This is a genomic window from Citrobacter sp. Cpo061 (assembly GCF_030332845.1).
In the GTDB taxonomy this organism is placed as follows: domain Bacteria; phylum Pseudomonadota; class Gammaproteobacteria; order Enterobacterales; family Enterobacteriaceae; genus Citrobacter; species Citrobacter portucalensis.
The window spans coordinates 58,148-83,831 of the sequence record NZ_JAOWHB010000054.1 but is presented as its reverse complement, the minus strand read 5'-3'; the positions used below and the strand labels follow the sequence as shown (position 1 = coordinate 83,831).

The following is a 25,684-nucleotide window of genomic DNA, read 5'->3' as shown; positions in this document are numbered from 1 at the left end:
CAATGAAGTATAATGCCTTGATGGCTTTTTTGTTATTTTTTGTTGTTTTTTTTAGATTGTCGCTGATAATACCTTTCTTATATTTGGCATTTATTCCTGCATTTTTTGGTATTATGTATTTAGTACGTAATTTTATGATTTCTATGAACAATGGATTGGTATCTATAGATCGTAAAAACTTGATGCTATTATATATATTTATAACTATTTTTTTATTTTGTTTGGTTTTCGATTTTTTTCAAAAAAGCCATTCTTTTCAGAGTTATTTTACCGTTAGAATATTTATGTTGTTTTTATTTTCATTTGTTCCTGCGTATTATTTAGTAAATAGATTCATAAAGGGTGATTTGAAATTAATGGAGCGAATATTAGTGTGTTCTCTCTGGGTTCAAATAGTTATTTTTTTTGCTATGTATATAAGTCCAGAGTTAAAGAGATTGTTATATACTTTCTTTGGTATGTCTGACTCTGTTAATCTTTGGGAACAAAATGCTAAAGTCAGAGGGTTTGGGTTGTCGGGTGAAATAAATTTCATGACCCCATTTCTGATGATCTATATGTCATTTTTTATGATGAAAAGGCGTTATGCTTTAATTACTTTAATTTGTCTTACTCAAATCGTAAATTCTAACATGGCTGTAATTGCAGCCATTATTGGTATCGGTTGCTCTAGACTTAATATTAATATAAAAATTGCAACAGTATTGGTTTTGGGAATTTTAGTTTATAGCTTAGGAGCGGTTTTCTTTCCTAGATTTTATGATGAATTCGTTTCTGGGGATGGTACAAGAACTCTGGATATTTTATTACAACAACATGTGTTTGTTGTAGGTAATTTAGATTTTTTTAATATTATATTTGGACTACAGCAAAATATATCTTCATCAATCCCCGATATTAAACAAAGTTCGGATATGGGCTGGGTTATCCTGTTCAATTACGGTGGGTTAACATTTATTATACTCTTTTTATTTTTAATCTTTACTATTTCTATTGCGACATTTGGAGTGACATATCAAGCAATTATATGGATGTTAATTGGGATAATTTTCAATACCAAAGGTTTGGTTTTAGGATCTAACGGCTATTTCTTTCTATCTTTTATATATATGTTTTTGAATAGAGTAACACCTAGTGGACAGAGTTCAATAACTAATAAGTTAGGTCAAGTAAGTAAATAGCTTCCAGAATATATTTGTCTATAATTTGAGGTTCGGTTATTATGTTTTCATCTAAAATACTATTAATTACTGGTGGTACAGGCTCTTTCGGAAATGCTGTGTTAAATAGATTTCTTGATACAGATATTGCAGAAATTCGTATATTTAGTCGTGATGAAAAAAAACAAGATGATATGCGGAAAAAATACAATAATCAAAAATTAAAGTTCTATATTGGTGATGTCAGAGATTACCGTAGTATTTTGAATGCGACTCGCGGTGTTGATTTTATATATCATGCAGCGGCACTTAAGCAAGTTCCATCATGTGAATTTCATCCTATGGAGGCTGTTAAAACTAATGTCCTTGGTACGGAAAATGTTCTTGAAGCAGCTATAGCGAATGAAGTGAAAAGGGTTGTATGCCTAAGTACTGATAAAGCTGTATACCCGATTAACGCAATGGGTATTTCAAAAGCTATGATGGAAAAGGTCATGGTAGCGAAATCTCGTAATGTTGATCGCAATAAAACAGTAATATGTGGTACCCGTTATGGGAATGTTATGGCATCTCGCGGTTCAGTCATTCCATTATTTGTTGATCTTATTAAAGCCGGAAAGCCACTTACAATTACTGACCCTAATATGACCCGTTTTATGATGACTCTTGAGGATGCAGTAGATTTAGTTCTTTATGCATTCGAGCATGGTAATAATGGCGACATCTTTGTACAAAAAGCTCCTGCTGCAACTATCGAAACATTAGCAATTGCTTTAAAGGATTTACTAAATGTTGCGAATCATCCAGTAAATATTATTGGTACACGTCATGGTGAGAAATTATTTGAAGCTCTGCTTAGTCGAGAGGAAATGATCGCTGCTGTAGATATGGGGGATTATTACCGAGTCCCACCAGATCTTCGAGACCTTAATTATGGAAAGTATGTTGAACAAGGTGATAGCCGCATATCTGAGGTTGAAGATTATAACTCACATAATACTCAAAGGTTGGACATTGAAGGCATGAAAGCTCTCTTGCTCAAATTGGCCTTTATTCGAGCGCTTCGTGCTGGTGAACAATATGACCTGGACTCATGATATGAGAATATTGATTACTGGTGCAAATGGTTTTATTGGTCGTAATTTATGTTTGAGGCTTGAGGAACTCGGTTATAAGAATCTCATCAGAATTGATCGAGATTCAACAAATCAAGATCTTGAACGCGGTTTACAGGATGCTGATTTTATTTATCACTTAGCTGGTATCAATAGACCTAAGACTGATGATGAATTTATTTCTGGAAATAGTGATTTAACTAAGTACATAGTTGAGTATCTCCTTTCTATTGAAAAGAATACACCAATTATGCTAAGTTCTTCGATACAAGCTGAACTTAATAATGCTTATGGATTAAGTAAAGCTATGGCTGAAAGACATATCGAAAAGTATGCCGCTATTAGTGGTTCTCCATATTATATTTTCAGATATCCAAACGTTTTTGGTAAATGGTGCCAGCCAAACTATAATTCTTTTGTAGCGACTTTTTGCCATAACATTGCCAATGATATTGACATTACTATCAATGATGCATCAGCGCCAGTCAATCTGGTTTATATTGATGATGTTTGTACTGATGCGATAGCTCTTCTCTCTGGGACGGTTGAAAGCGGATATAAAGTTGTTGCGGCAATTTATTCAACTACAGTTGGTGAAGTTGCAGAATTAATTTATAGCTTCAAAAATAGCCGTTCCACCCTAATCACAGAAGCTGTCGGGACGGGATTTATCCGTGCATTGTATTCTACATGGCTGAGTTATCTACCAGCAGAGAAGTTTGCATACAAGGTACCTTCTTATGGGGATGCTCGCGGAGTCTTTTGTGAGATGCTGAAAACGCCTTCAGCGGGGCAATTTTCATTTTTTACTGCTCACCCAGGTATTACGCGTGGCGGACACTACCATCACAGTAAAAATGAGAAGTTCTTGGTCATTCGAGGTCAGGCATGCTTTAAATTTGAACATGTGATTACCGGTGAGCGATATGAACTGAAAGTTTCATTTGATGAGTTTAAGATTGTTGAAACAGTCCCTGGTTGGACACATGACATTACAAATATTGGAACTGATGAATTAATAGTCATGCTCTGGGCAAATGAAATTTTCAACCGTGATGAGCCTGATACTATTGCGAGACCTCTATAATGAATAAATTAAAAGTTATGTCTGTTGTTGGGACCCGTCCTGAGATTATCCGTTTGTCGAGAGTTCTTGCTAAGCTTGATGAACACTGCGATCATATTCTTGTCCATACTGGTCAAAATTATGATTACGAATTAAATGAAGTATTTTTTAATGACTTGGGTGTTCGAAAACCTGATTATTTTTTAAATGCAGCGGGTAAAAATGCGGCGGAAACTATTGGCCAGGTTATTATTAAGGTAGATGAAGTAATAGAAATCGAAAAACCTGAAGCAATGCTGGTGTTGGGAGATACCAATTCATGTATTTCTGCCATTCCGGCCAAACGTCGTAAAGTGCCTATCTTTCATATGGAAGCAGGTAACCGTTGTTTCGATCAACGCGTGCCTGAAGAAACCAACAGGCGTATTGTTGACCATACGGCTGATATCAATATGACCTACAGTGATATTGCTCGTGAATATCTCTTAGCTGAAGGTATCCCAGCTGATAGGATCATAAAAACTGGTAGCCCCATGTTTGAGGTACTTTCATATTATATGCCCCAAATTGATGATTCAGATGTACTCTCGCGTTTGAATCTACGGTCTGGTGAATTTTTTGTTGTCAGTGCGCATCGTGAAGAGAATGTTGATTCTCCTAAACAGCTCGTAAAATTTGCGAACATTCTAAACACTATTGCTGAAAAATATAATCTTCCAGTAATTGTTTCCACACACCCACGGACACGTAACCGAATAAATGAACAAGGAATTGAATTTCACCCAAATATAAATCTACTGAAACCACTGGGTTTTCATGATTATAACCACTTACAGAAAAACTCACGTGCTGTGCTTTCAGATAGCGGCACTATCACTGAAGAGTCATCCATCATGAATTTCCCTGCGATAAACATTCGGGAAGCGCACGAGCGTCCAGAGGGCTTTGAAGAAGCATCCGTCATGATGGTGGGGTTGGAGTGTGAGCGCGTACTACAGGCGCTGGACATTCTGGCAACACAACCGCGTGGCAAAGTCCGTCTTTTACGTCAGGTTAGTGATTACAGCATGCCGAATGTATCGGATAAAGTTGTTAGAATTGTTCACTCTTACACGGATTATGTTAAGAGAGTTGTCTGGAAAGAATATTGATGAAACTTGCTTTAATCATAGATGATTACCTTCCCAACAGTACTCGTGTTGGTGCAAAAATGTTCCATGACTTGGCTCAGGAATTTATTCATCGTGGACACGATGTTACGGTAATTACTCCTGATACGGGCATGCAAGAAGATATTTCTTTTGATACCTTCCAGGGGGTCAAAACATGGCGTTTTAAAAGTGGACCGCTCAAGGATGTAAGTAAAATTCGACGAGCGATCAATGAAACACTTTTGTCTTATCGCGCGTGGAAAGCCATCAAAAATCGGGTAAATAAAGAGACCTTTGATGGAGTGGTTTATTACTCACCTTCTATATTCTGGGGGTATTTGGTTAAAAAATTAAAGTCCCGTTGCCAATGTCCAGCCTATCTTATCTTAAGAGATATGTTTCCCCAATGGGTAATTGATGCAGGGATGCTTAATGCAGGTTCCCCCATAGAACGCTATTTTCGTCTTTTTGAAAGAATATCTTATCGTCAGGCTAATCGTATTGGACTTATGTCTGATAAGAATCTTGAGGTTTTTCGGATGACAAATAAGGGTTATCCATGCGAAGTTCTTCGTAATTGGGCATCCCTAACTCCAACCGTCTTACCCAAGGATTATATACCACTGCGTAAGCGACTTGGCCTTGAAGATAAAATCATTTTCTTCTATGGTGGAAACATCGGTCATGCACAGGATATGGCAAACTTGATGCGCCTTGTGAGAAACATGGCGGCATATCCGCAGGCTCATTTCCTTTTTATTGGTCAGGGTGATGAAGTTGAATTAATTAATTCCTTGGCTGCTGAGTGGGCATTGACGAATTTTACCTATTTGGCCTCGGTTAATCAGGATGAATTTAAATTCATTTTATCAGAAATGGATATAGGCTTGTTTTCTCTTTCCGCTAAACACTCTTCCCATAATTTCCCCGGTAAGTTGCTAGGTTATATGGTTCAGTCTCTACCTATTTTAGGCAGTGTGAATGCTGGAAATGATTTGCTTGACATCGTCAATCAAAATAACGCTGGATTAATACATGTCAATGGTGAGGATGATAAACTATGCCAATCTGCGCTGGTAATGCTGAATGATGTTAATGTTCGCCGCCAACTTGGTTTAGGCGCAAATGTGTTGTTGAAAGCGGAATTCTCTGTTGAGTCTGCAGCGCAGACGATAGAAATGAGACTGGAGGCATACAATGCGGTTAGTTGATAATAACCAAATTGACGAATTATACGATCAAGCCGAGCAATCAGAACGTTTGCGCTCCCATCTTTTGATGCATGAATCGCATCAAGAAAAGGTACAGCGGTTACTCATTGCATTAGTCAAGGGCAGCTATGTGGAACCGCATTATCACGAACTTCCTCATCAGTGGGAAATGTTCATTGTTTTGCAGGGGCAACTGCAGGTTTGTTTGCATAGTAAAAATGGCGAAGTTATAAAGCAATTTGTTGCAGGAGATAATACCGAAATTAGTATTGTGGAGTTTTCTCCAGGAGATATACACAGTGTTGAATGCCTGTCTCCGCGCGCACTTATGATGGAAGTGAAAGAAGGACCATTCGACCCTTCTTTTGCAAAATCGTTCGTGTGATGCCTGTTTGAACGCATCTTCCGCTATCTGCCCAAGCTAAACATGAGTTAACATCTATACCACATTTTAAGCCGCGCACATGCTGCGCGGTGACCACACCTGACAGGAGTATGTAATGTCCAAGCAACAGATCGGCGTCGTCGGTATGGCAGTGATGGGGCGCAACCTGGCGCTCAACATCGAAAGCCGTGGTTATACCGTCTCCATCTTCAACCGCTCCCGCGAGAAAACTGAAGAAGTTGTTGCCGAGAACCCGGGTAAGAAACTGGTTCCTTATTACACGGTGAAAGAGTTCGTCGAGTCTCTTGAAACCCCACGTCGTATCCTGTTAATGGTGAAAGCGGGCGCTGGCACCGATGCTGCCATCGATTCCCTGAAGCCGTATCTGGATAAAGGCGACATCATCATTGATGGTGGTAATACCTTCTTCCAGGATACCATTCGTCGTAACCGCGAATTGTCTGCTGAAGGCTTTAACTTCATCGGTACCGGCGTATCCGGCGGTGAAGAGGGCGCACTGAAAGGCCCGTCCATCATGCCTGGTGGACAGAAAGAAGCCTACGAACTGGTTGCGCCGATCCTGACCAAAATTGCTGCGGTGGCGGAAGATGGTGAGCCGTGCGTGACCTACATCGGCGCTGACGGCGCGGGTCATTACGTGAAGATGGTTCACAACGGTATCGAATACGGCGACATGCAGCTGATTGCAGAAGCCTATTCCCTGTTGAAAGGCGGCCTGAATCTGTCTAACGAAGAGCTGGCTACCACCTTCACCGAGTGGAATGAAGGCGAGTTGAGCAGCTACCTGATCGACATCACTAAAGACATCTTCACCAAAAAAGATGAAGAGGGTAAATACCTGGTTGACGTGATCCTGGACGAAGCGGCGAACAAAGGTACCGGTAAATGGACCAGCCAGAGCTCTCTGGATCTGGGCGAACCGCTGTCACTGATCACCGAGTCTGTATTCGCGCGCTACATCTCTTCTCTGAAAGACCAGCGCGTTGCGGCATCTAAAGTGCTGTCCGGCCCGCAGGCTCAACTGGCCGGCGATAAAGCCGAGTTCATTGAGAAAGTCCGTCGCGCGCTGTACCTGGGTAAAATCGTCTCCTACGCACAGGGCTTCTCTCAGCTGCGTGCCGCGTCCGACGAGTACAACTGGGATCTGAACTACGGTGAAATCGCGAAGATCTTCCGCGCGGGTTGCATCATTCGCGCGCAGTTCCTGCAGAAAATCACTGACGCTTATGCTGAAAACAAAGGTATCGCGAACCTGCTGTTGGCTCCGTACTTCAAAAATATCGCTGACGAATATCAGCAAGCGCTGCGTGATGTTGTCGCTTACGCTGTGCAGAACGGTATTCCGGTACCGACCTTCTCTGCAGCAGTAGCCTACTACGATAGCTACCGTTCTGCGGTACTGCCGGCTAACCTGATCCAGGCCCAGCGTGACTACTTCGGTGCGCACACGTATAAACGCACTGATAAAGAAGGTGTATTCCACACCGAATGGATGGAGTAAGTCTTCTAACGTACACTAGCCCGGATTTTTGACCGGGCTTTTTTTTATCTCAAATTCTATTAATTTAAGTTGATTGCTTAATGTTTTCTTAATATTCCAGGCGTAATCTGATAAAGAAAATCTTAATTGTTTTAACCATCGTTGACATGATATTCAAAAAAAAGTTAAAACATTATTCTCTTATCAAGATGTACGGCATCATGATTAAATATTAAGATAATACTGAGAGCATGAAATGAAAATCGCCATTTCTGGTACTGGGTATGTTGGTCTGTCAAATAGTCTTCTTATCGCTCAACATCATAAGGTCATTGCTCTGGACATTGTTCCCTCACGTGTCGAGATGCTAAATAATCGGATGTCTCCGATAGTTGATCAAGAAATTGAACAGTATCTGCAATCTAAAGATATAAAATTCGAAGCTACACTAGATAAATACTACGCTTATCAGAGTGCAGAGTTTGTCATTATTGCAACCCCAACAGACTACGATCCTAAAACTAATTACTTTGATACTAGCAGTGTCGAGTCAGTCATACAGGATGTTATTGAAATAAATCCAGATGCCTTAATGATAATAAAATCGACAGTTCCTGTCGGTTTTACTCAATCAATGCGTCAAAAATATAGAACAGATAATATCATCTTCTCCCCTGAATTCCTGCGTGAGGGTAAAGCTCTATACGACAACCTGCACCCGTCTCGTATCGTTATTGGTGAACGTTCTGAACGTGCCGAGCGCTTTGCCGGGTTGCTGCTGGAAGGTGCGGTGAAGAAAGATATCCCGACCTTATTTACCGACTCGACTGAAGCCGAAGCCATCAAGTTGTTCGCTAACACCTATCTGGCGTTACGTGTGGCCTACTTTAACGAACTGGATAGCTATGCCGAAAGCCTTGGTCTGAACTCACGGCAGATTATTGAAGGCGTGTGCCTGGATCCCCGTATCGGTAATCACTACAATAACCCGTCATTCGGTTACGGTGGGTACTGCTTGCCAAAAGATACTAAGCAGCTGTTGGCGAATTATGCATCTGTGCCGAATAACATTATTGGCGCAATCGTTGATGCTAACCGTACGCGTAAGGACTTCATTGCAGACTCTATTCTTGCCCGTCAACCTAAAGTAGTTGGCGTATACCGTTTAATTATGAAAAGCGGTTCCGATAATTTCCGTGCATCATCCATTCAGGGCATCATGAAGCGCATTAAGGCAAAGGGCGTGCCCGTGATTATTTACGAACCCGTCGTGGAAGAGGACGAATTTTTCCACTCTCGGGTAGTGCGTGATCTTAATGTGTTCAAAAATGAAGCAGATATTATTATTTCTAACCGCATGGTGTCAGAATTAGCTGATGTTGCCGATAAAGTTTATACCCGCGATTTGTTTGGTAGTGATTAATCTCGTCTCCATAAAAAAGGCCTTAATATAAGGCCTTTTTTATTTTAATCAGGCCAGTAATCAAACTTTGTAGAAATCACGGTACCAGTCAACAAAGTTCTTCACCCCATCTTTTACCGTGGTTTCAGGTTTAAAACCAATTACCTCATACAGTGCTTTAGTGTCCGCGCTGGTTTCCAGCACATCACCTGGCGGTAGCGGTAGCATATTTTTCTTCGCTTCAATACTCAGTGCATCTTCCAGAGCCTGGATATAGTCCATTAGCTCAACCGGTTAACTATTGCCGATATTGTCGACGTGATAGGGCGCATGCTGGCTGCGGGCTTGCGCGTCTCTACGGTCCATTGCGTGTCTGCATCAGTCCACTTTTTAAAACGTATCGTATTCCAGTAGTGTTTGAAATACCAATCAAAATCCCTGAAACAATTTGATTTTTTTATCATTAATCCTATGGCATTGCCGCAATTTATAGCTAAACTAATCCCAGTTTAAGTCTTTCCTTATCTAGGGTTTCTATGTCTGTAAGTGATAACAACATGTCTGGACGCAGTCACGATCCGGAACAGATTGATCTGATTGATTTACTGGTACAGTTATGGCGTGGGAAAGTAACAATCGTTATCGCGATTGTTGTTGCCATAGTGCTTGCTGTGGGCTATCTGGCAGTTGCTAAGGAGAAATGGACCTCAACAGCCATTATTACTCAACCGGATGTGGGTCAGATCGCCACATATAACAACGCCCTCAATGTGTTGTATGGTGTCAGCGCCCCCAAGGCTACTGAACTGCAGACAAACGTGGTTGGTCGTTTCAGTACTTCTCTCTCTGCATTGGCTGAAACGCTTGATAATCAGGAAGAACCACAGAAACTGTCAATTGAACAATCTGTTAAAGGTCAACCGCTGCCGTTGGCGGTTTCTTATGTGGGTAGTTCACCAGAAGACGCTCAGCGTCAGCTTGCCGAATACATTCAACAAACAGATGAAAAGGTCGCTAAAGAGCTGGAGCTTGACCTGGTTGATAATATCAAGTTGCAAAAAACCACGCTTCAGGACTCTTTGAAAACTCAGGAAGTGGTCGCTCAGGAGCAAAAAGATCTGCGAATTAAACAAATTCAGGAAGCGCTGCGTTATGCAGAGCAGGCCGGGGTGATTAAGCCGCAAATTCAGCAGACGCAGGATGTGACGCAGGACAGTATGTTCCTGTTGGGTAGTGATGCCCTGAAGTCCATGATTGAGCACGAATCTACACGTCCTTTGATATTGTCTGATAACTACTTCCAGACCAAGCAAAAGCTTTTGGATATTGAAAATCTTAAGCTTGAAGGGGCTGAGTTACACGCCTACCGCTATGTGATGAAACCAACGTTACCTATTCGCCGTGACAGCCCGAAAAAAGCGATTACCCTCGTGCTGGCGGTTCTGCTCGGTGGGATGATTGGTGCCGGTGTGGTGCTGGGGCGAAATGCTCTGCGTGGTTACAAAGCCAAAGCTGAGTAAGTCTAAAGCTGATAACAAAAAACCGGGCTCTGCCCGGTTTTTTTACGTCTGCAACTTACTGATGACGTTTGCGTAAATTCTCAATCACCGTCGTCAGGTCGAGGTCCTGGTCCTGCAGCAGCACCAGCAGGTGATACATGAGATCAGAAGCTTCATTTGTCAGCTCAAAACGGTCGTTAACGGTCGCGGCCAGCGCGGTTTCTACGCCTTCTTCGCCCACTTTCTGCGCGATGCGTTTGGTGCCGCTGGCATACAGTTTCGCGGTGTAGGAGCTGGCTGGGTCAGCGGTTTTACGTTCGGCCAGCAGTTGTTCAAGCTGATACAAAAACAGCCACTGGTGGCTGGAGTCACCAAAGCAGCTTGAGGTGCCTTTATGGCAGGTCGGGCCAATCGGGTTAACCAGCACCAGCAGGGTGTCGTTGTCGCAGTCAGGCGCAATGTTCACCACATTCAGGAAGTGACCGGAGGTTTCTCCTTTGGTCCACAGGCGCTGTTTGGTCCGCGAGAAAAAGGTCACTTTGCCGCTTTCGAGCGTTTTATCCAGCGCCTCCGGGTTCATATAACCCAGCATCAGCACCTCACCGGAAACCGCATGCTGCACGATGACTGGCATCAGTCCGTCGGTTTTTTCCCAGTCCAGCTCGCGGCATTGTTGCTTCGTTAACATATCCTGATCTCCACGCCCTGTGTTGCCAGGTACGCTTTTAATTCGCCAATATTGATAATTTGTTTGTGGAAGACGGAGGCGGCAAGCGCGCCGTCAACGTCGGCATCCCGGAAGGCTTCGAGGAAGTGTTCCATAGTGCCCGCGCCACCGGAGGCAATCAGCGGGACGTGGCAAACGTCACGCACTTTTTTCAGTTGTTCCAGGTCATAACCGTTACGTACGCCGTCCTGGTTCATCATGTTCAGGACGATTTCGCCCGCGCCGCGCTTTTGGACCTCCTGCACCCAGTCCAGTGTTTCCCACTGAGTGACGCGGGTACGGCTTTCATCTCCGGTATACTGATTTACATGATATTTGCCGGTTTCGGCGTCATACCAGGTATCAATGCCCACCACGATGCACTGCACGCCAAAGCGATCAGCCAGACGGGTGATAAGTTCCGGTTCGGCCAGCGCCGGGGAGTTGATGGAGATTTTGTCCGCCCCGAAGGAGAGAATGCGCGCCGCATCGTCGATGGATTTAATGCCACCGGCAACACAGAACGGAATATCGATCACTTCCGCCACGCGTGATACCCAGCTTTTATCCACTACGCGGCCATCGCTGGAAGCGGTGATATCGTAGAACACCAGTTCATCTGCGCCTTCATCGGCATAGCGTTTTGCCAGCGGGACAATGTCGCCAATAATCTCGTGATTACGGAACTGGACGCCTTTTACCACCTGCCCATCACGGACGTCCAGACAAGGAATTATGCGTTTTGCCAGCATTGAATGGCCTCCTCAACGGTGAAGTTTCCTTCCAGCAGGGCGCGTCCGACGATCACACCACGAACACCGGTCCCGCGCAGGGCTGCTACGTCCTCGATTCCGCCAATGCCGCCAGATGACTGAAACGCCACCTGCGGATATTTGGCGCACACTTCTTCATACAGTGCGACGTTTGAGCCTGCCAGTGTACCGTCGCGGGAGATATCGGTGCACAGCACGTGCTTCAGGCCGACGGGTAAATAGGTCTCAACCAGTTCTTCCAGTGAAACCCCGGAATCTTCCTGCCAGCCACTGACCGCAACCTGTTTATTCCCGTGCTCGTCAATACGAACGTCCAGCGCCAGTACCAGCGCATCGGCACCAAAACGGGCAAACCAGCTCTTGACTATCTCGGGGGATTTTACCGCCGTCGAACCCACCACCACGCGCGCCACACCTGCGTCAAGAAGCGCCGCCACGTCTGCTTCCGTACGCACGCCGCCGCCAACCTGTACCGGAACATTGACGCCAGCGACCAGCGTTTTGATCAGCGGGATCTGGCGCTGTGCCGGGTCTTTCGCGCCGGTTAAATCTACCAGGTGCAGCACTTCAGCACCCTGGGCGGCATAATCCTGCAAACGGGGGAGAGGATCGTTGCCGTAATCACGTTGCTTAGCGTAATCGCCCTGATGAAGACGCACCACCGTGCCGTCGATTAAATCTAATGCCGGAATAATCATTACATCTCCAGAAAGTTTTTCAGCAACTGTGCCCCAGCCGCGCCCGAACGTTCCGGGTGAAACTGTACGCCAAAGAAATTGTCCTTTTGTACTGCCGCGGTAAACGGTTCGCCGTAATTGCACTGGGCGATGGTCCACGGGTTTACTGGCATAGCGTAGCTGTGTACAAAGTAGAAATAGGCGCCATCTTCAATGCCCTGGAACAGACGATTTCCCGCCTGCGGATAGACGCGATTCCAGCCCATATGCGGCAGCGGCAGACCGAAATCGGTCATCTTCGGGACGTCCTGCTCAATAATGCCCAGTAGGGAGACGCCGTTACTCTCTTCGCTGCGACGGCCCAGCAGTTGCATACCTAAACAGATCCCCAGTACCGGTTGAGTACAGGCTTTAATCAGTTCAATCAGTTCGCGCTCGTGCAACTGGTCCATAGCCGCCTGCGCGGTGCCGACGCCCGGCAGAAACAGTTTATCGGCGCGCAGCACCACGTCCGGGTCACGGCTGACAACCGGGTCGTATCCGTGGCGTGCGACGGCGGATTTTACCGAGTGCAGGTTGGCGCAACCGGTGTCCAGAATCACCACGTTCATTACAGCACTCCTTTTGAGGAGGGCAGCGTGTCGCCTTCTACACGAATCGCCTGACGCAGCGTACGGCCAAAGGCTTTAAACAGGCTCTCCACACGGTGGTGGTCATTTTTGCCTTTGGTTTTCAGGTGCAGGGTGACGCCCATAGTGTAAGAGAGTGAACGGAAGAAGTGTTCGATCATCTCCGTGCTCAGATCGCCCACGCGCTGGTAGGTAAACTCCGCGCGGTACTCCAGGTGTGGGCGGCCGGAGATATCCAGCGCGCAACGTGCCAGGCACTCATCCATCGGCAGTACAAAACCAAAACGATTGATGCCGCGCTTATCGCCTAACGCCAGCTTTAAGGCTTCGCCCAGCGCCAGACCGGTATCTTCAACGGTGTGGTGATCGTCTATATACAGATCGCCCTTGACGGCAATCTCCATGCGAAAACCGCCGTGGGTGGCGATTTGATCCAGCATGTGGTCAAAGAAGCCAACGCCAGTATTGATTTTGCTGCGGCCTTCGCGGTCCAGCCAGACTTTGACGTCAATCTGCGTTTCTTTGGTATTGCGCTCAACGTGTGCGTAGCGGTCACGTTTGGTCAACTGCTCGCCGATCATAGCCCAGTTCAGGGTATCGCGATGGTAACGCAATCCGCTAATGCCCATGTTTTCAGCGAGCTGAATATCGGTCGCCCGATCACCAATGACGTAGCTGTTCGCCATATCCATGGCCTGTTCAACCAGATACTGTTCAACCAGCTTCACTTTTGGCTTACGGCAATCACACTCGTCCGCTGGCAAGTGCGGGCAGATCAATACCTCATCAAACGTTACGCCCTGAGAGGTGAAAATTTGCATCATCAGGTTATGCGGACCGTCAAAATCAGCCTGCGGGAAACTCTGGGTTCCGAGTCCATCCTGGTTAGTGATCATAACCAGCTTAAAACCTGCTTTTTGCAGTTTCAGTAAAACGGGAACAACTTCCGGCTCGAAGGCAAGTTTGTCAAAGCGATCGACCTGAAAGTCACTTGGCGGTTCGGAAATCAGGGTTCCATCACGGTCAATAAAAAGATACTTCTGGCTCATACTTGCTCCGCACGTAAGGCGTCAATGACGCGCTGGCTCTCTTCACGGGTTCCGACAGTAATTCGCAGGCAGCCGCTTAACGAAGGTTGTTTATTCTGATCTCGTAAGATAATGCCCTGATCCCACAAAGATTTAAATACGCTGCTGGAGGCAGTGAAGCGCGCCAGAACATAGTTGGTTTCAGAATCGAATACCTGCTCTACACAGCGAATTGTTTTCAGGTTATCTACCAGATACTGACGTTCTTGCAGGATCTGCTCTACGCGTTTACGCATGGCGGAAATCCCTTGCGGCGTCAGCGCCTGGGCGGCGATATCTGCCACCGGCGTAGAGAGTGGGTAAGGGGCAATCACTTTTAACAGCAGATTGATAACCTCTTCATTCGCCAGCGTAAACCCGCAGCGTAAACCGGCGAGCGCAAACGCTTTGGACAACGTGCGTAATATCACCAGATGCGGATACTCAGACAGCCAGCCTGCCAGCGTGGCCTGTGGGCAAAACTCGATATAGGCCTCATCAGCGACCACAATAGCTTTACCCTGCGCCATTTCGAGCAGTGAACGCAGATCCTGCGGGTTAATTAGCTGGCCGGTTGGGTTATTAGGGCTGCATACGTAGACCACCTTCACGCCATCAAGCTTGTCCGCGATGCCTTGCAAATCCAGTTGCCAGTTATCAAGGGTCGGAACGGTGCGGCACTCAACGCCAATCGTTTCGGCGCTGACGCTGTACATGCCGTAAGTCGGCGGGCAGTAGAGAATGGCATCTTTACCGGGTTCGCAAAAAGCGCGCACCAGCAGTTCGATCCCTTCATCTGCGCCGCGGCTGACCAGTACCTGCTCCGGTTTGACGTCAGCATACTGCGCGTAATTCTCAATCACCGCTTTCGGCTGGCATTCAGGGTAGCGGTTCAGCGTTTGCTGAGTGAGCTGGAACTCAACGGCGGTTGGGTACTCATTCGCGTTGAGCCAGACATCGCCGTTACCACCGAGACGACGGGCAGACTGATAGGGTGTTAACTCGCGAACATTCTTACGAGCTAAATCAGTGACGCTGAGAAAGTTGTCAGTGCTCATGCTTGCTCCTTCAGGGCGTTAACGCGCAGGGTGACGGCATTTTTGTGGGCAGTCAGTCGTTCAGCAGCGGCCAGTATTTCAATGGTTGAGGCCAGGGCCGAGAAACCTTGTGGGTTTAATTCCTGTACGGTCATCCGTTTCTGGAAATCAGCCAGCCCAAGGCTTGAGCAGGTCGCGGTATAGCCGTAGGTCGGAAGAACGTGGTTGGTGCCAGAAGCATAGTCGCCTGCGGATTCCGGCGACCAGTCGCCGAGGAACACCGAACCGGCGCTAGTGATCTCATCAACCAGTTCACGCGCGTTGCGAGTCTGAATAATCAGGTGTTCCGGACCGTAGGCGTTAGATATTTCAACGCACTGCGCCAGATCTTTCGCCACGATTAAGCGGCTGGCGGAGAGTGCCTGACGTGCGGTCTCTGCGCGGGAAAGCTCAGCAAGCTGGCGTTCAACGGCTTTGGCAACGCCTTCGGCAAGCGTAGCGTCTGGCGTCAGAAGGATAACCTGCGAGTCGGGGCCGTGTTCTGCCTGAGATAGCAGGTCAGAGGCAACAAAGTCCGGCGTCGCGCCGCTGTCGGCGATAACCAGCACTTCTGACGGGCCTGCAGGCATGTCGATGGCCGCGCCGTCAAGACGCTGGCTGACCTGGCGTTTGGCTTCGGTCACATACGCATTGCCCGGCCCGAAGATTTTATCAACCTTAGGAATAGATTCGGTGCCCAGCGCCAGCGCGGCAATAGCCTGCGCGCCGCCTACATTAAACACCTCTTTTACGCCACACAGCTGCGCGGCGTAGAGGATTTCATCGGCAATCGGCGGCGGTGAGCACAGTACCACTTTTTTGCAACCGGCGATGCGCGCCGGGGTCGCCAGCATTAATACGGTAGAAAACAGCGGCGCCGAACCTCCAGGAATATACAGGCCCACGGAAGCGATAGGGCGGGTAACCTGCTGGCAACGCACACCCGGCTGGGTTTCGATATCCACCGGCGGCAGGATCTGCGCGGTGTGGAAAGTATCGATATTACGCACCGCCGCCTGCATGGCTTGTTTCAGTTCGTCGCTCAGGCGACTGCTGGCTTGCTGGATTTCTTCCTCGGTCACGCGCAGCGCGCCAACCTCGGTTTTATCGAACTTTGCGCTGTATTCACGCAGCGCCCGGTCGCCGTTATTTTTGACGTTCTCAAGGATCTCAGCCACTGTGCGGCTAATGCTTTCAGAGGCGGAAATGGCCGGGCGCATCAGCAGTTCGCGCTGCTGCTCGGGGCTACAGCTATTCCAGTCAATCAGGGTATTGAAGCTCATGGTCGTTACTCCATTATCGGGTGTTGCCGGATGGCGGCGCTGCCTTATCCGGCCTACAAGACCCGTAATATCAATGATTGTGACAATTCTTGTAGGCCTGATAAGCGAAGCGCCATCAGGCATCAGATCACTCCATCATCTTCTCAATCGGCAACACCAGAATTGAGCTGGCACCGAGCGCTTTCAGTTTTTCCATTGTTTCCCAGAACAGGGTTTCGCTGCTGACCATGTGCATGGCAACACGCTGCTGGTCGCCCGCCAGAGGCAGAATGGTAGGGCGCTCAGCGCCGGGCAGCAGGGCGATGACCTCGTCCAGACGCTCGCTCGGCGCGTGCATCATGATGTATTTGGATTCACGGGCCTGAATAACCCCCTGGATACGGGTTAGCAGTTTGTCGATCAGTTGTTGCTTGGCTTCGGCCATTTCGCCGTCGCGCTGAATCAGACAGGCTTTAGAGCGGTAGATCACTTCTACTTCGCGCAGACCGTTGGCTTCAAGCGTTGCGCCGGTGGACACCAGATCGCAAATCGCATCAGCCAGACCCGCACGGGGAGCGACTTCTACTGAGCCGTTTAACAGACAAGATTTAAACGAAACCCCTTTCTGATCGAGATAACGTTTGAGCAGGTGTGGGTAAGAGGTCGCGATACGTTTACCGTTCAGCGCTGCCGGGCCATCCCAGGCTTCATCAACCGGGGTAGCCAGCGAGAGACGGCAGCCGCCGAAGTCCAGACGGCGCAGAGTAAAATAGCGAGGGTCTTCACCCTGTGCCCGGCGGTTGAGCAGTTCCTCTTCCAGAACGTTTTCCCCGATGATGCCGAGGTCAACGACACCGTCCATCACCAGACCCGGGATATCGTCATCACGCACGCGCAGAATATCGATCGGCATGTTCTCCGCCATCGCAATCAGGCGCTGGGTGTGAAGATTAATTTTAATGCCGCAACGGGCCAGTAATTCGCGTGAATCATCGCTTAAGCGGCCTGATTTCTGCATAGCTATGCGTAAACGGGTGTTGTCTAACATTCTTTATTCCTCGTTATCCTGTCTGAATCAGTTTGGGTCACGCACAAAAAAAAGCCCCCGGAAGAAATCTTCCGGGGGCTTTCTCATACGCTCATGCACCGCTGGAAGATTTAAACGTCTCCCAGCACACATCGCCTGAAAGACTAGTCAGGATGATGGTGATGATGGTGTTTGAATTGAGCGCGTGTCATAAATTTTCTCGATGAATGTTTATTCATTTGATGTCTTTTAACCTAAACCACTTTAGCTACGGAAAGCAAGGGCTTTTTTTGATCATTAATTCATTTCATATTGATACTATGAATTGTCAGCCACCGTGGGCTGGCGTAGCCTTGCGTTATAGGCCAAAAGTCAGGAGAGAAGGCATGAAAAAGGTCGCAATTGTCGGGTTAGGTTGGTTAGGCATGCCGTTAGCCATGTCGCTGGCGGCGAGAGGCTGGCAGGTTACCGGCAGCAAAACCACATTGGATGGGGTGGAAGCGGCCCGCATGAGCGGTATCGAGAGTTATTCGCTGCGCCTGGAACCTGAACTGGTCTGTGAGGCTGACGATCTCGATGCACTGATGGACGCCGATGCGCTGGTTATTACGCTGCCTGCGCGTCGTAGCGGTCCTGGGGAAGCATTTTACTTGCAGGCAATGCAGGAGCTGGTCGACAGCGCGCTGGCGTATCGGATCCCACGAATTATTTTTACCAGTTCGACGTCAGTCTATGGTGACGTGCAAGGCACAGTGAAAGAGGGGACGCCGCGTAATCCGGTCACGGCGAGCGGTCGTGTCCTGAAAGAACTTGAAGACTGGTTGCACAATTTGCCAGGCACGTCGGTGGATATTTTGCGTCTGGCCGGGTTGGTCGGTCCGGGAAGACATCCTGGTCGCTTCTTTGCCGGCAAGACGGCACCAGACGGACATCATGGCGTCAATCTGGTGCATCTGGACGATGTGGTTTCTGCCATCACGTTACTGCTGCAAGCGCCTAAAGGGGGACACATCTATAATATATGTGCGCCTATGCATCCAGCGCGTAACGTGTTCTATCCGCAGATGGCCCGCCAGTTGGGGATGGAGCCGCCGGAATTTTGCGGCGGTACGGATAACGGTAAAGGTAAAGTCATTGATGGCAACCGTATTTGTAATGAGCTTGGGTTTGAGTACCAGTATCCTGACCCGCTGGTGATGCCGATGGAGTGACAATCCAGCAGAGTGCCGCTGTATACCGCCAGGGGGCGAGTATGAAACCACTGCTGGACGTTCTTATCATCCTCGATGCATTAGAAAAAGAGGGCAGTTTCGCGGCGGCGTCGGCAAAATTGTTTAAGACGCCGTCTGCGCTCAGCTACACCGTCCATAAGCTGGAAAGTGATCTTAATATTCAGCTACTCGATCGCAGCGGACACCGGGCTAAGTTCACCCGCACCGGGCAGATGCTGCTGGAAAAGGGGCGGGAGGTGCTGCACACCGTCCGCGAACTTGAAAAGCAGGCGATTAAACTTCACGAAGGCTGGGAGAATGAACTGGTTATTGGCGTAGATGATACGTTTCCCTTTTCACTGCTGGCCCCACTCATCGAATCTTTCTATCAACACCACAGCGTGACGCGCCTGAAATTTATCAATGGCGTGCTGGGCGGCTCCTGGGATGCCCTAACTCAGGGCCGGGCGGATATTATCGTTGGCGCCATGCATGAACCCCCTGCAGCGAGTGAATTTGGCTTTGCACGGCTCGGGGTTTTGGAACAGGTGTTTGTGGTTGCGCCGCATCACCCGCTGGCGCAGGAACAGGAACCGTTAAATCGTCGTACCATTCGCCGTTTTCGCGCCATTGTGGTGGGGGACAATGCGCAGCATGCCAACGTCTCAGGCTCCCAGGTGCTGGACGATCAAGAAGCCATTACCGTTTTTGACTTCAAAACCAAGCTGGAACTGCAAATCAGCGGTCTGGGATGTGGCTATATTCCGCGCTACCTGGCGCAGCGATTTCTGGAGAGCGGCGCACTGATTGAGAAAAAAGTGGTCGCGCAAATTGTCTTTGAACCCGTGTGGATAGGCTGGAATGAACAGACCGCCGGGTTGGCCAGTGCCTGGTGGCGGGATGAAATTTTAGCAAATAGTGCTATTGCGGGGGTGTATGTTAAAACGGCTGCTGACAAATCAATCAGTTAAGAAAAAATATTCTTTTGTGGCCGCTTCAATCTCTTGTTATTTCTCCCCAATTTAGGGCAAAATACGCCGCTTGCAAAAAATGACATTAACCGACGTTTTAATACGCGTCGGTTATTTTTTTGCATCAAACCAATCATTCATAAAAGAGGCCGGGCTTCGTACCGGATAGATACTTACTTAAAAATCGACAGTTGTTGTCGCTGAGGATTAACAAAAAATGGGGCAATTTTTTGCTTACGCGACGGTTTTCGCCGTAATGGGGGATAACCATGTCGCATAACGCTACTCCAAACACCTCTCGCGTGGAATTACGTAAAACGCTTACGCTGGTTCCGGTTGTCATGATGGGCCTTGCCTATATGCAGCCGATGACGCTGTTCGATACATTCGGTATCGTATCAGGAATGACCGATGGTCACGTCCCGACAGCTTACGCCTTTGCACTGATCGCCATCCTCTTTACCGCACTGAGCTACGGTAAACTGGTGCGTCGCTATCCGTCTGCAGGCTCTGCCTACACTTACGCCCAGAAATCCATTAGCCCGACCGTTGGCTTTATGGTGGGTTGGTCATCACTGCTGGACTACCTGTTCGCTCCGATGATCAACATTCTGTTGGCAAAAATTTATTTTGAAGCCCTGGTGCCGTCGATACCGTCATGGATATTCGTGGTGGCGCTGGTGGCCTTTATGACCGCCTTCAACCTGCGCAGCCTTAAATCCGTTGCGAATTTCAACACCGTAATCGTGTTGTTGCAGGTGGTGCTGATTGCAGTGATCCTCGGCATGGTCGTTTATGGCGTGTTCGAAGGGGAAGGTGCTGGTACATTGGCGAGCAGCCGTCCGTTCTGGTCAGGTGATGCACACGTGATCCCGATGATCACGGGCGCTACGATCCTGTGCTTCTCGTTCACCGGTTTTGACGGTATCAGCAACCTGTCAGAAGAAACCAAAGACGCTGAGCGCGTGATCCCGCGTGCGATTTTCCTGACCGCGCTGATTGGTGGCCTGATCTTTATCGTCTCCACCTATCTGTTGCAGCTGTACTTCCCGGATATCTCGCGCTTCAAAGATCCAGACGCTTCACAGCCGGAAATCATGCTGTACGTCGCTGGTAAGTTCTTCCAGGTTGGCGCGCTGATTTTCTCTACCATTACCGTACTGGCGTCCGGTATGGCGGCGCATGCTGGCGTAGCGCGTCTGATGTACGTGATGGGGCGTGACGGCGTGTTCCCGAAAAGTTTCTTCGGTTATGTACACCCGAAATGGCGTACTCCGTCTATGAACATCATTCTGGTTGGTGCGATTGCTCTGCTGGCAATCAACTTCGACCTGGTGATGGCGACGGCGCTGATTAACTTTGGTGCGCTGGTGGCGTTTACCTTCGTTAACCTGTCGGTGATCTCCCAGTTCTGGATCCGTGAGAAGCGTAACAAGACGCTGAAAGACCACTTCCAGTATCTGTTCCTGCCGATGTGCGGTGCGCTGACCGTTGGTGCGTTGTGGGTGAATCTGGAAGAGAGCTCAATGGTTCTGGGTCTGATCTGGGCCGGTATCGGTCTGATTTACCTGGCTTGTGTGACCAAAAGCTTCCGCAACCCGGTGCCGCAGTACGACGAAGATGTCGCGTAATAACAGCATTTAACTAAAAAAAACGGAGACATGTTCTCCGTTTTTTTATGTGTGGGATTTATACAATCTCTTCGGCATACTGCCAGAGTGATTTCAGCAGCATCAACTTTTCTTTGTTATCCGCATACTGCTGGCTCAATAACTGCAGTTCATTGGCGTAATTTTGCAAAAACTCCGGTGTGAATACCTGGCGGCGATGGTCCAGCCAGCGTTGCTGTTCTGCTTCGTCCAGCGTTCCCGGGAAGTTACGTGCACGGTAATTAAACAACAGTTTTTCAATGCGCTTATCGACAAAGGAGATATCCAGCGCCGGTAAATTGCGTGGTTCGGTTTCCAGAACGATTTTCATCGCCGCACGGTCAGCATCGCTGAAAAAGCCGTTGTACAGTTGGGCATCTACGTTATCTGACGGTGTAAAGGGTTCCGCATCTGCAAAGATCGCGACCACTTTGTCGCGTATCTGCGGATTTTCACGCAGAACTTTGAGATTATCCAGACAGTGCTGGCGGTTAATGCCAAGACGGTCGGCATCTTCCGGACGCAGGGTATTCGCCTGTGCCAGTACCGGGCATTTGTTGATGTGCACCAGTTTAACCGGTACGGCCGGGTTATCACCCAGATCCGCTTTAGACGTGTAAAGCCGCTCGCGCAGGGCATCACTGTCGAGTTCGAGCAGCGGCGAAATATCACCGGCTAAGTCGACCATAATAATCGCGTTACGATTCTCCGGATGCCACGCCAACGGCGCTACCCAACTGGTGTTGCCGCGCCATGCGCCGAACATACCAGAGACATGGACCAGCGGCTTCATTTGCGGGACATCAATCAGCGCGGCCAGCTTGTGCTTATTACGATGGCTGTAGAGGTAATCAAACAGACGCGGCTGGCGCGACTTCACTAATTGCGCCATTGCGATCGTGGCGTATACGTCCGCCATCGCATCGTGAGCATTGGCATGCTCAATACCGTTGGCTTTGGTCAAATGCTCCAGGCGGAAGCTGGGTAAGCCGTCGTCGTTTTCCGGCCAGTTAATGCCTTCAGGACGCAGTGCATAGCAGGCGCGCATCACATCCAGCAGATCCCAGCGCGAATTATCGTTCTGCCAGCTCCAGGCATAGGGATCGTAGAAATTGCGATACAGGATGTTGCGCGTCACCTCATCATCGAAGCGCACGTTGTTATAGCCCAGGATACAGGTTTTCGGCACGGTGAACAGGGCGTGGATGCGTGCAGCAAAAGCGGCTTCATTTTCTCCCTTTTCACGTGCTTCCTGCGGTGTGATACCCGTAATCAACACCGCCTCAGGCTGCGGCAGATAATCGTCCGCGGGTTTGCAATAAAAGACTTCTGGTTCACCGATGATGTTGAAATCATTATCTGTGCGGATAGCCGCAAATTGCGCGGGTCTGTCCAGCGCCGGATGGGTACCAAAGGTCTCGTAATCGTGGAAGAGAAAACCAGGTTGCTGCTTGCCGTCATTCATTGTTCAGTTATGTCCGGGATCAATTTAGCGCTGGTTCAAGAATACCAAAAAATAGCGAGATAATCAGCTATGGCATTATCTAAGCTGGATTGTGTACGCAATAAAATTGAGATAAACAGGACATTAATGGAATTAATTAATAAATTCCGCACTGTTAAAATAAATTACGGAAATAAAACATCTTGAAGTTGCGGGGTTGTAAATAATCTAACTGATAACCATTATTGTTATTTTCCTCTTATTAGTTGTGTTCTGGAAACTTTAAAAATCTTTTATAAACAATGGGTTTTTATTTATGTCAATTCGCTGTCATGCATTGTAATGAAATGTGATTGATGTAAAAAATAAATAATCCAAACGCCATATAATTATTGGATATATCTAATAACAGGAGGTTATATGAGCATTAGTCGGCGTAATTTTTTGCGAGGAGTGGGTATAGGCTGTTCAGCCTGTGCGATAGGCAGTTTCCCGCCTGGGGCACTGGCGCGAAATTCTCCAGAGAGCATCAAAGGGAAAACATCCCTGACGCCAAGTTTGTGCGAGATGTGTTCTTTTCGCTGCCCAATTCAGGCTCAGGTGATTAATAATAAAACGGTTTTTATTCAGGGAAACCCTAATGCGCCACAGCAGGGGACACGTGTCTGCGCTCGTGGCGGCAGCGGCGTTAGCCTGGTCAACGACCCTCATCGCATTGTTAAACCCATGAAACGCACAGGACCTCGCGGGAGCGGTGACTGGCAGGTTATTAGCTGGGAACAGGCGTATAAAGAAATCGCCGAAAAAATGACGGCAATAAAAACGCAATATGGTCCCCAGGGAGTCGTCTTCTCGTCTAAATCTGGCTCGCTGTCTGGCCATTTATTTCACCTCGCGACGGCTTTCGGGTCACCGAATACCTTTACTCACGCATCAACGTGTCCTGCCGGTAAAGCCATTGCCGCTAAAGTTATGATGGGTGGCGATTTAGCCATGGATATCGCCAATACCCGTTATATGGTCTCTTTTGGCCATAACCTCTATGAAGGGATCGAGGTTGCTGATACGCATGAGCTGATGACCGCGCAGGAGAAGGGGGCGAAGATGGTCAGCTTCGATCCCCGTCTGTCCGTATTCTCCAGCAAGGCGGATGAATGGCATGCGCTCAAGCCGGGCGGCGATTTACCGGTGCTGATGGCCATGTGTCACGTCATGATCAATGAAAATCTGTATGACGCGGAATTTGTTGCGCGCTACACCACGGGGTTTGAGCAACTGGCAGAAGCGGTACAAGAGACCACGCCGGAATGGGCGCAGCAGCTCTCGGATGTGCCTGCTGATGTCATTGTTCGGGTCACCCGCGAAATGGCCGCCTGCGCGCCTCATGCCATCGTCAGTCCGGGCCATCGCGCGACGTTTTCGCAAGAAGAAATTGATATGAGGCGCATGATTTTTACCCTCAATGTGCTGCTTGGCAATATTGAGCGTGAAGGCGGTTTGTATCAGAAAAAAGCGGCGGCAACTTACAATAAGCTGGCTGGAGAGAAGGTCGCTCCGGTGCTGGCAAAACCCGATGTCAAATTACCCAAGCCAACGGCGCAGCGTATCGATCTGGTAGCCCCGCAGTTTAAGTACATCGCGGCGGGCGGTGGTGTGGTGCAAAGCATCATTGATGCTGTGTTAAACCAGACGCCTTATCCGGTGAAGGGATGGATTATGTCCCGACACAACCCTTTCCAAACCGTAACCTGTCGACCAGATCTGGTCAAAACCGTTGAACAGCTCGACCTTGTGGTCAGTTGTGATGTCTATTTAAGCGAAAGCGCGGCGTATGCCGACTACCTTTTGCCTGAATGTACTTACCTTGAGCGCGATGAAGAAGTTTCAGACATGTCGGGTCTGAATCCAGCCTATGCCCTGCGTCAGCAGGTAGTAGAACCTATTGGTGATGCGCGTCCGAGCTGGCAAATCTGGAAAGAGCTGGCCGTGCAGTTAGGCCTTGGCCAATTCTACCCATGGCAGGATATGCAAACGCGTCAGTTATACCAGCTTAATGGCGATCATGCGCTATCTGCTGAATTGCGTCATAAAGGGTATCGGGAGTGGGGTGTTCCGTTGCTGCTGCGTGAACCTGAAGCGGTGCGTCAGTTTGTGGAACGCTATCCGGGCGCGGCGGCGGTTGACAGCGACGGTACCTACGGCGAGCAACTGCGCTTTAAATCTCCGTCAGGAAAAATCGAACTCTATTCCGAAGAGCTGGAAACGCTCCTGCCTGGATACGGTATTCCGCGCGCGCGCAATTTTGCGCTTAAAGGCGACAGTGAACTCTATTTTATCCAGGGAAAAGTGGCGGTGCATACCAACGGTGCGACGCAATACGTGCCACTGCTTAGCGAGTTGATGTGGGATAACGCGGTGTGGATCCACCCGCAAACGGCCCGTGAAAAAGGCATCAAAAGCGGTGATGACATCTGGCTGGAAAATGCGACCGGCAAGGAAAAAGGCAAAGCGCTGGTCACCGCCGGAATTCGGCCCGATACGCTGTTTGTTTATATGGGATTTGGCGCCAAGGCGGGAGCCAAAACCGCAGCGACAACGCACGGTATCCATTGCGGTAATTTGCTTCCGCATGTTACCAGTCCGGTTTCCGGTACGGTGGTCCACACCGCTGGCGTTACGCTTCGTCGGGCATGAGAAAGGAG

23 protein-coding genes, 2 pseudogenes and 1 other annotated feature are annotated in these 25,684 nt (G+C 48.4%); of the genes and pseudogenes, 14 read left to right on the top strand and 11 right to left on the bottom strand.

Annotation, left to right across the window (positions count from 1 at the left end):
• Positions 1–2 precede the first annotated feature (2 nt).
• The 8 genes from wzy to ugd all read left to right on the top strand — a co-directional run bounded on the left by wzy (position 3) and on the right by ugd (position 9,012).
• Entirely contained in the window at positions 3–1,181 is a 1,179-nt protein-coding gene (wzy, locus tag OGX97_RS20670) for an O15 family O-antigen polymerase (RefSeq protein WP_235127203.1), read from the top strand.
• A gap of 41 nt (positions 1,182–1,222) precedes the next feature.
• Positions 1,223–2,257 (top strand): UDP-N-acetylglucosamine 4,6-dehydratase/5-epimerase, encoded by a 1,035-nt coding sequence (gene fnlA / locus OGX97_RS20665; RefSeq protein ID WP_235127204.1) that lies wholly within the window; start codon positions 1,223–1,225, stop codon positions 2,255–2,257.
• A 1-nt stretch (position 2,258) separates the two neighbouring features.
• Positions 2,259–3,362 carry a UDP-2-acetamido-2,6-beta-L-arabino-hexul-4-ose reductase gene (gene wbjC, locus OGX97_RS20660; protein WP_235127594.1) on the top strand — a complete coding sequence of 368 codons (1,104 nt, stop codon included), beginning with the start codon at positions 2,259–2,261 and terminating at the stop codon, positions 3,360–3,362.
• Complete coding sequence (gene wecB / locus OGX97_RS20655; protein WP_235127205.1) at positions 3,362–4,492, top strand: non-hydrolyzing UDP-N-acetylglucosamine 2-epimerase; 1,131 nt, start codon at positions 3,362–3,364, stop codon at positions 4,490–4,492. The genes wbjC and wecB overlap by 1 nt, the downstream gene beginning before the upstream one ends.
• Positions 4,492–5,703 (top strand): glycosyltransferase family 4 protein, encoded by a 1,212-nt coding sequence (locus tag OGX97_RS20650; protein WP_235127207.1) that lies wholly within the window; start codon positions 4,492–4,494, stop codon positions 5,701–5,703. Before wecB ends, OGX97_RS20650 begins: the two co-directional genes overlap by 1 nt.
• Positions 5,690–6,088 (top strand): WbuC family cupin fold metalloprotein, encoded by a 399-nt coding sequence (locus tag OGX97_RS20645; protein ID WP_235127208.1) that lies wholly within the window; start codon positions 5,690–5,692, stop codon positions 6,086–6,088. Before OGX97_RS20650 ends, OGX97_RS20645 begins: the two co-directional genes overlap by 14 nt.
• 115 nt (positions 6,089–6,203) lie before the next feature.
• Positions 6,204–7,610 carry an NADP-dependent phosphogluconate dehydrogenase gene (gene gndA, locus OGX97_RS20640; protein WP_060683595.1) on the top strand — a complete coding sequence of 469 codons (1,407 nt, stop codon included), beginning with the start codon at positions 6,204–6,206 and terminating at the stop codon, positions 7,608–7,610.
• 235 nt (positions 7,611–7,845) lie between these two features.
• Entirely contained in the window at positions 7,846–9,012 is a 1,167-nt protein-coding gene (gene ugd, locus OGX97_RS20635) for a UDP-glucose 6-dehydrogenase (RefSeq protein WP_218659132.1), read from the top strand.
• Positions 9,013–9,072: 60 nt separating this feature from the next.
• On the opposite strand, the pseudogene OGX97_RS20630 reads toward ugd, so the two are convergent.
• A pseudogene (locus tag OGX97_RS20630) lies at positions 9,073–9,368 on the bottom strand (protein CapI); the annotation flags it as partial.
• Between the two features lie 159 nt (positions 9,369–9,527).
• On the opposite strand from OGX97_RS20630, the gene wzzB reads away from it, so the two are divergent.
• On the top strand, positions 9,528–10,511 hold the full coding sequence (gene wzzB, locus OGX97_RS20625) for an LPS O-antigen chain length determinant protein WzzB (protein WP_235127209.1): 984 nt from the start codon (positions 9,528–9,530) through the stop codon (positions 10,509–10,511).
• Between the two features lie 55 nt (positions 10,512–10,566).
• On the opposite strand, the gene hisIE is transcribed toward wzzB, so the two are convergent.
• From hisIE to hisL, 9 genes are all read right to left on the bottom strand, one after another.
• Positions 10,567–11,178: a bifunctional phosphoribosyl-AMP cyclohydrolase/phosphoribosyl-ATP diphosphatase HisIE gene (hisIE, locus tag OGX97_RS20620; RefSeq protein ID WP_174771375.1), complete on the bottom strand. Its 612-nt coding sequence runs from the start codon at positions 11,176–11,178 to the stop codon at positions 10,567–10,569.
• Positions 11,172–11,948 (bottom strand): imidazole glycerol phosphate synthase subunit HisF, encoded by a 777-nt coding sequence (gene hisF, locus OGX97_RS20615; protein ID WP_019077116.1) that lies wholly within the window; start codon positions 11,946–11,948, stop codon positions 11,172–11,174. The genes hisIE and hisF overlap by 7 nt, the downstream gene beginning before the upstream one ends.
• Positions 11,930–12,667: a 1-(5-phosphoribosyl)-5-[(5-phosphoribosylamino)methylideneamino]imidazole-4-carboxamide isomerase gene (hisA, locus tag OGX97_RS20610; protein ID WP_235127216.1), complete on the bottom strand. Its 738-nt coding sequence runs from the start codon at positions 12,665–12,667 to the stop codon at positions 11,930–11,932. Before hisA ends, hisF begins: the two co-directional genes overlap by 19 nt.
• Positions 12,667–13,257, bottom strand: coding sequence for an imidazole glycerol phosphate synthase subunit HisH (hisH, locus tag OGX97_RS20605; protein WP_001103544.1), 591 nt, complete (start codon positions 13,255–13,257; stop codon positions 12,667–12,669). Before hisH ends, hisA begins: the two co-directional genes overlap by 1 nt.
• On the bottom strand, positions 13,257–14,324 hold the full coding sequence (gene hisB / locus OGX97_RS20600; RefSeq protein ID WP_000080054.1) for a bifunctional histidinol-phosphatase/imidazoleglycerol-phosphate dehydratase HisB: 1,068 nt from the start codon (positions 14,322–14,324) through the stop codon (positions 13,257–13,259). Before hisB ends, hisH begins: the two co-directional genes overlap by 1 nt.
• Complete coding sequence (hisC, locus tag OGX97_RS20595) at positions 14,321–15,400, bottom strand: histidinol-phosphate transaminase (protein WP_235127218.1); 1,080 nt, start codon at positions 15,398–15,400, stop codon at positions 14,321–14,323. The genes hisB and hisC overlap by 4 nt, the downstream gene beginning before the upstream one ends.
• Positions 15,397–16,701: a histidinol dehydrogenase gene (gene hisD / locus OGX97_RS20590; protein WP_191227050.1), complete on the bottom strand. Its 1,305-nt coding sequence runs from the start codon at positions 16,699–16,701 to the stop codon at positions 15,397–15,399. The genes hisC and hisD overlap by 4 nt, the downstream gene beginning before the upstream one ends.
• A 127-nt stretch (positions 16,702–16,828) precedes the next feature.
• Positions 16,829–17,728, bottom strand: coding sequence for an ATP phosphoribosyltransferase (hisG, locus tag OGX97_RS20585; RefSeq protein ID WP_003834191.1), 900 nt, complete (start codon positions 17,726–17,728; stop codon positions 16,829–16,831).
• 45 nt (positions 17,729–17,773) lie between these two features.
• Positions 17,774–17,896: a sequence feature (His leader region), on the bottom strand.
• Positions 17,872–17,919 carry a his operon leader peptide gene (gene hisL / locus OGX97_RS20580; protein ID WP_100250077.1) on the bottom strand — a complete coding sequence of 16 codons (48 nt, stop codon included), beginning with the start codon at positions 17,917–17,919 and terminating at the stop codon, positions 17,872–17,874. Its footprint overlaps the feature before it by 25 nt.
• A gap of 174 nt (positions 17,920–18,093) precedes the next feature.
• Here hisL and OGX97_RS20575 point away from each other — a divergent pair, with 174 nt between their 5' ends.
• The 4 genes and pseudogenes from OGX97_RS20575 to plaP all read left to right on the top strand — a co-directional run bounded on the left by OGX97_RS20575 (position 18,094) and on the right by plaP (position 21,520).
• On the top strand, positions 18,094–18,918 hold the full coding sequence (locus OGX97_RS20575; RefSeq protein ID WP_136392093.1) for an SDR family oxidoreductase: 825 nt from the start codon (positions 18,094–18,096) through the stop codon (positions 18,916–18,918).
• Between the two features lie 41 nt (positions 18,919–18,959).
• A pseudogene (locus OGX97_RS20570) lies at positions 18,960–19,944 on the top strand (LysR family transcriptional regulator).
• A 162-nt stretch (positions 19,945–20,106) separates the two neighbouring features.
• Entirely contained in the window at positions 20,107–20,169 is a 63-nt protein-coding gene (gene yoeI / locus OGX97_RS23235; protein ID WP_099045591.1) for a membrane protein YoeI, read from the top strand.
• Positions 20,159–21,520 (top strand): putrescine/proton symporter PlaP, encoded by a 1,362-nt coding sequence (gene plaP / locus OGX97_RS20565; RefSeq protein ID WP_003834188.1) that lies wholly within the window; start codon positions 20,159–20,161, stop codon positions 21,518–21,520. Before yoeI ends, plaP begins: the two co-directional genes overlap by 11 nt.
• A 58-nt stretch (positions 21,521–21,578) precedes the next feature.
• Here the strand turns inward: plaP and sbcB are convergent, their stop codons facing one another.
• Positions 21,579–23,003 (bottom strand): exodeoxyribonuclease I, encoded by a 1,425-nt coding sequence (gene sbcB, locus OGX97_RS20560; protein ID WP_218659139.1) that lies wholly within the window; start codon positions 23,001–23,003, stop codon positions 21,579–21,581.
• A 399-nt stretch (positions 23,004–23,402) separates the two neighbouring features.
• Here sbcB and phsA point away from each other — a divergent pair, with 399 nt between their 5' ends.
• The gene (gene phsA, locus OGX97_RS20555) at positions 23,403–25,676 is read left to right on the top strand and encodes a thiosulfate reductase PhsA (protein WP_279850760.1); all 2,274 of its coding nucleotides are present in this window, start codon (positions 23,403–23,405) and stop codon (positions 25,674–25,676) included.
• Positions 25,677–25,684: the final 8 nt, after the last annotated feature.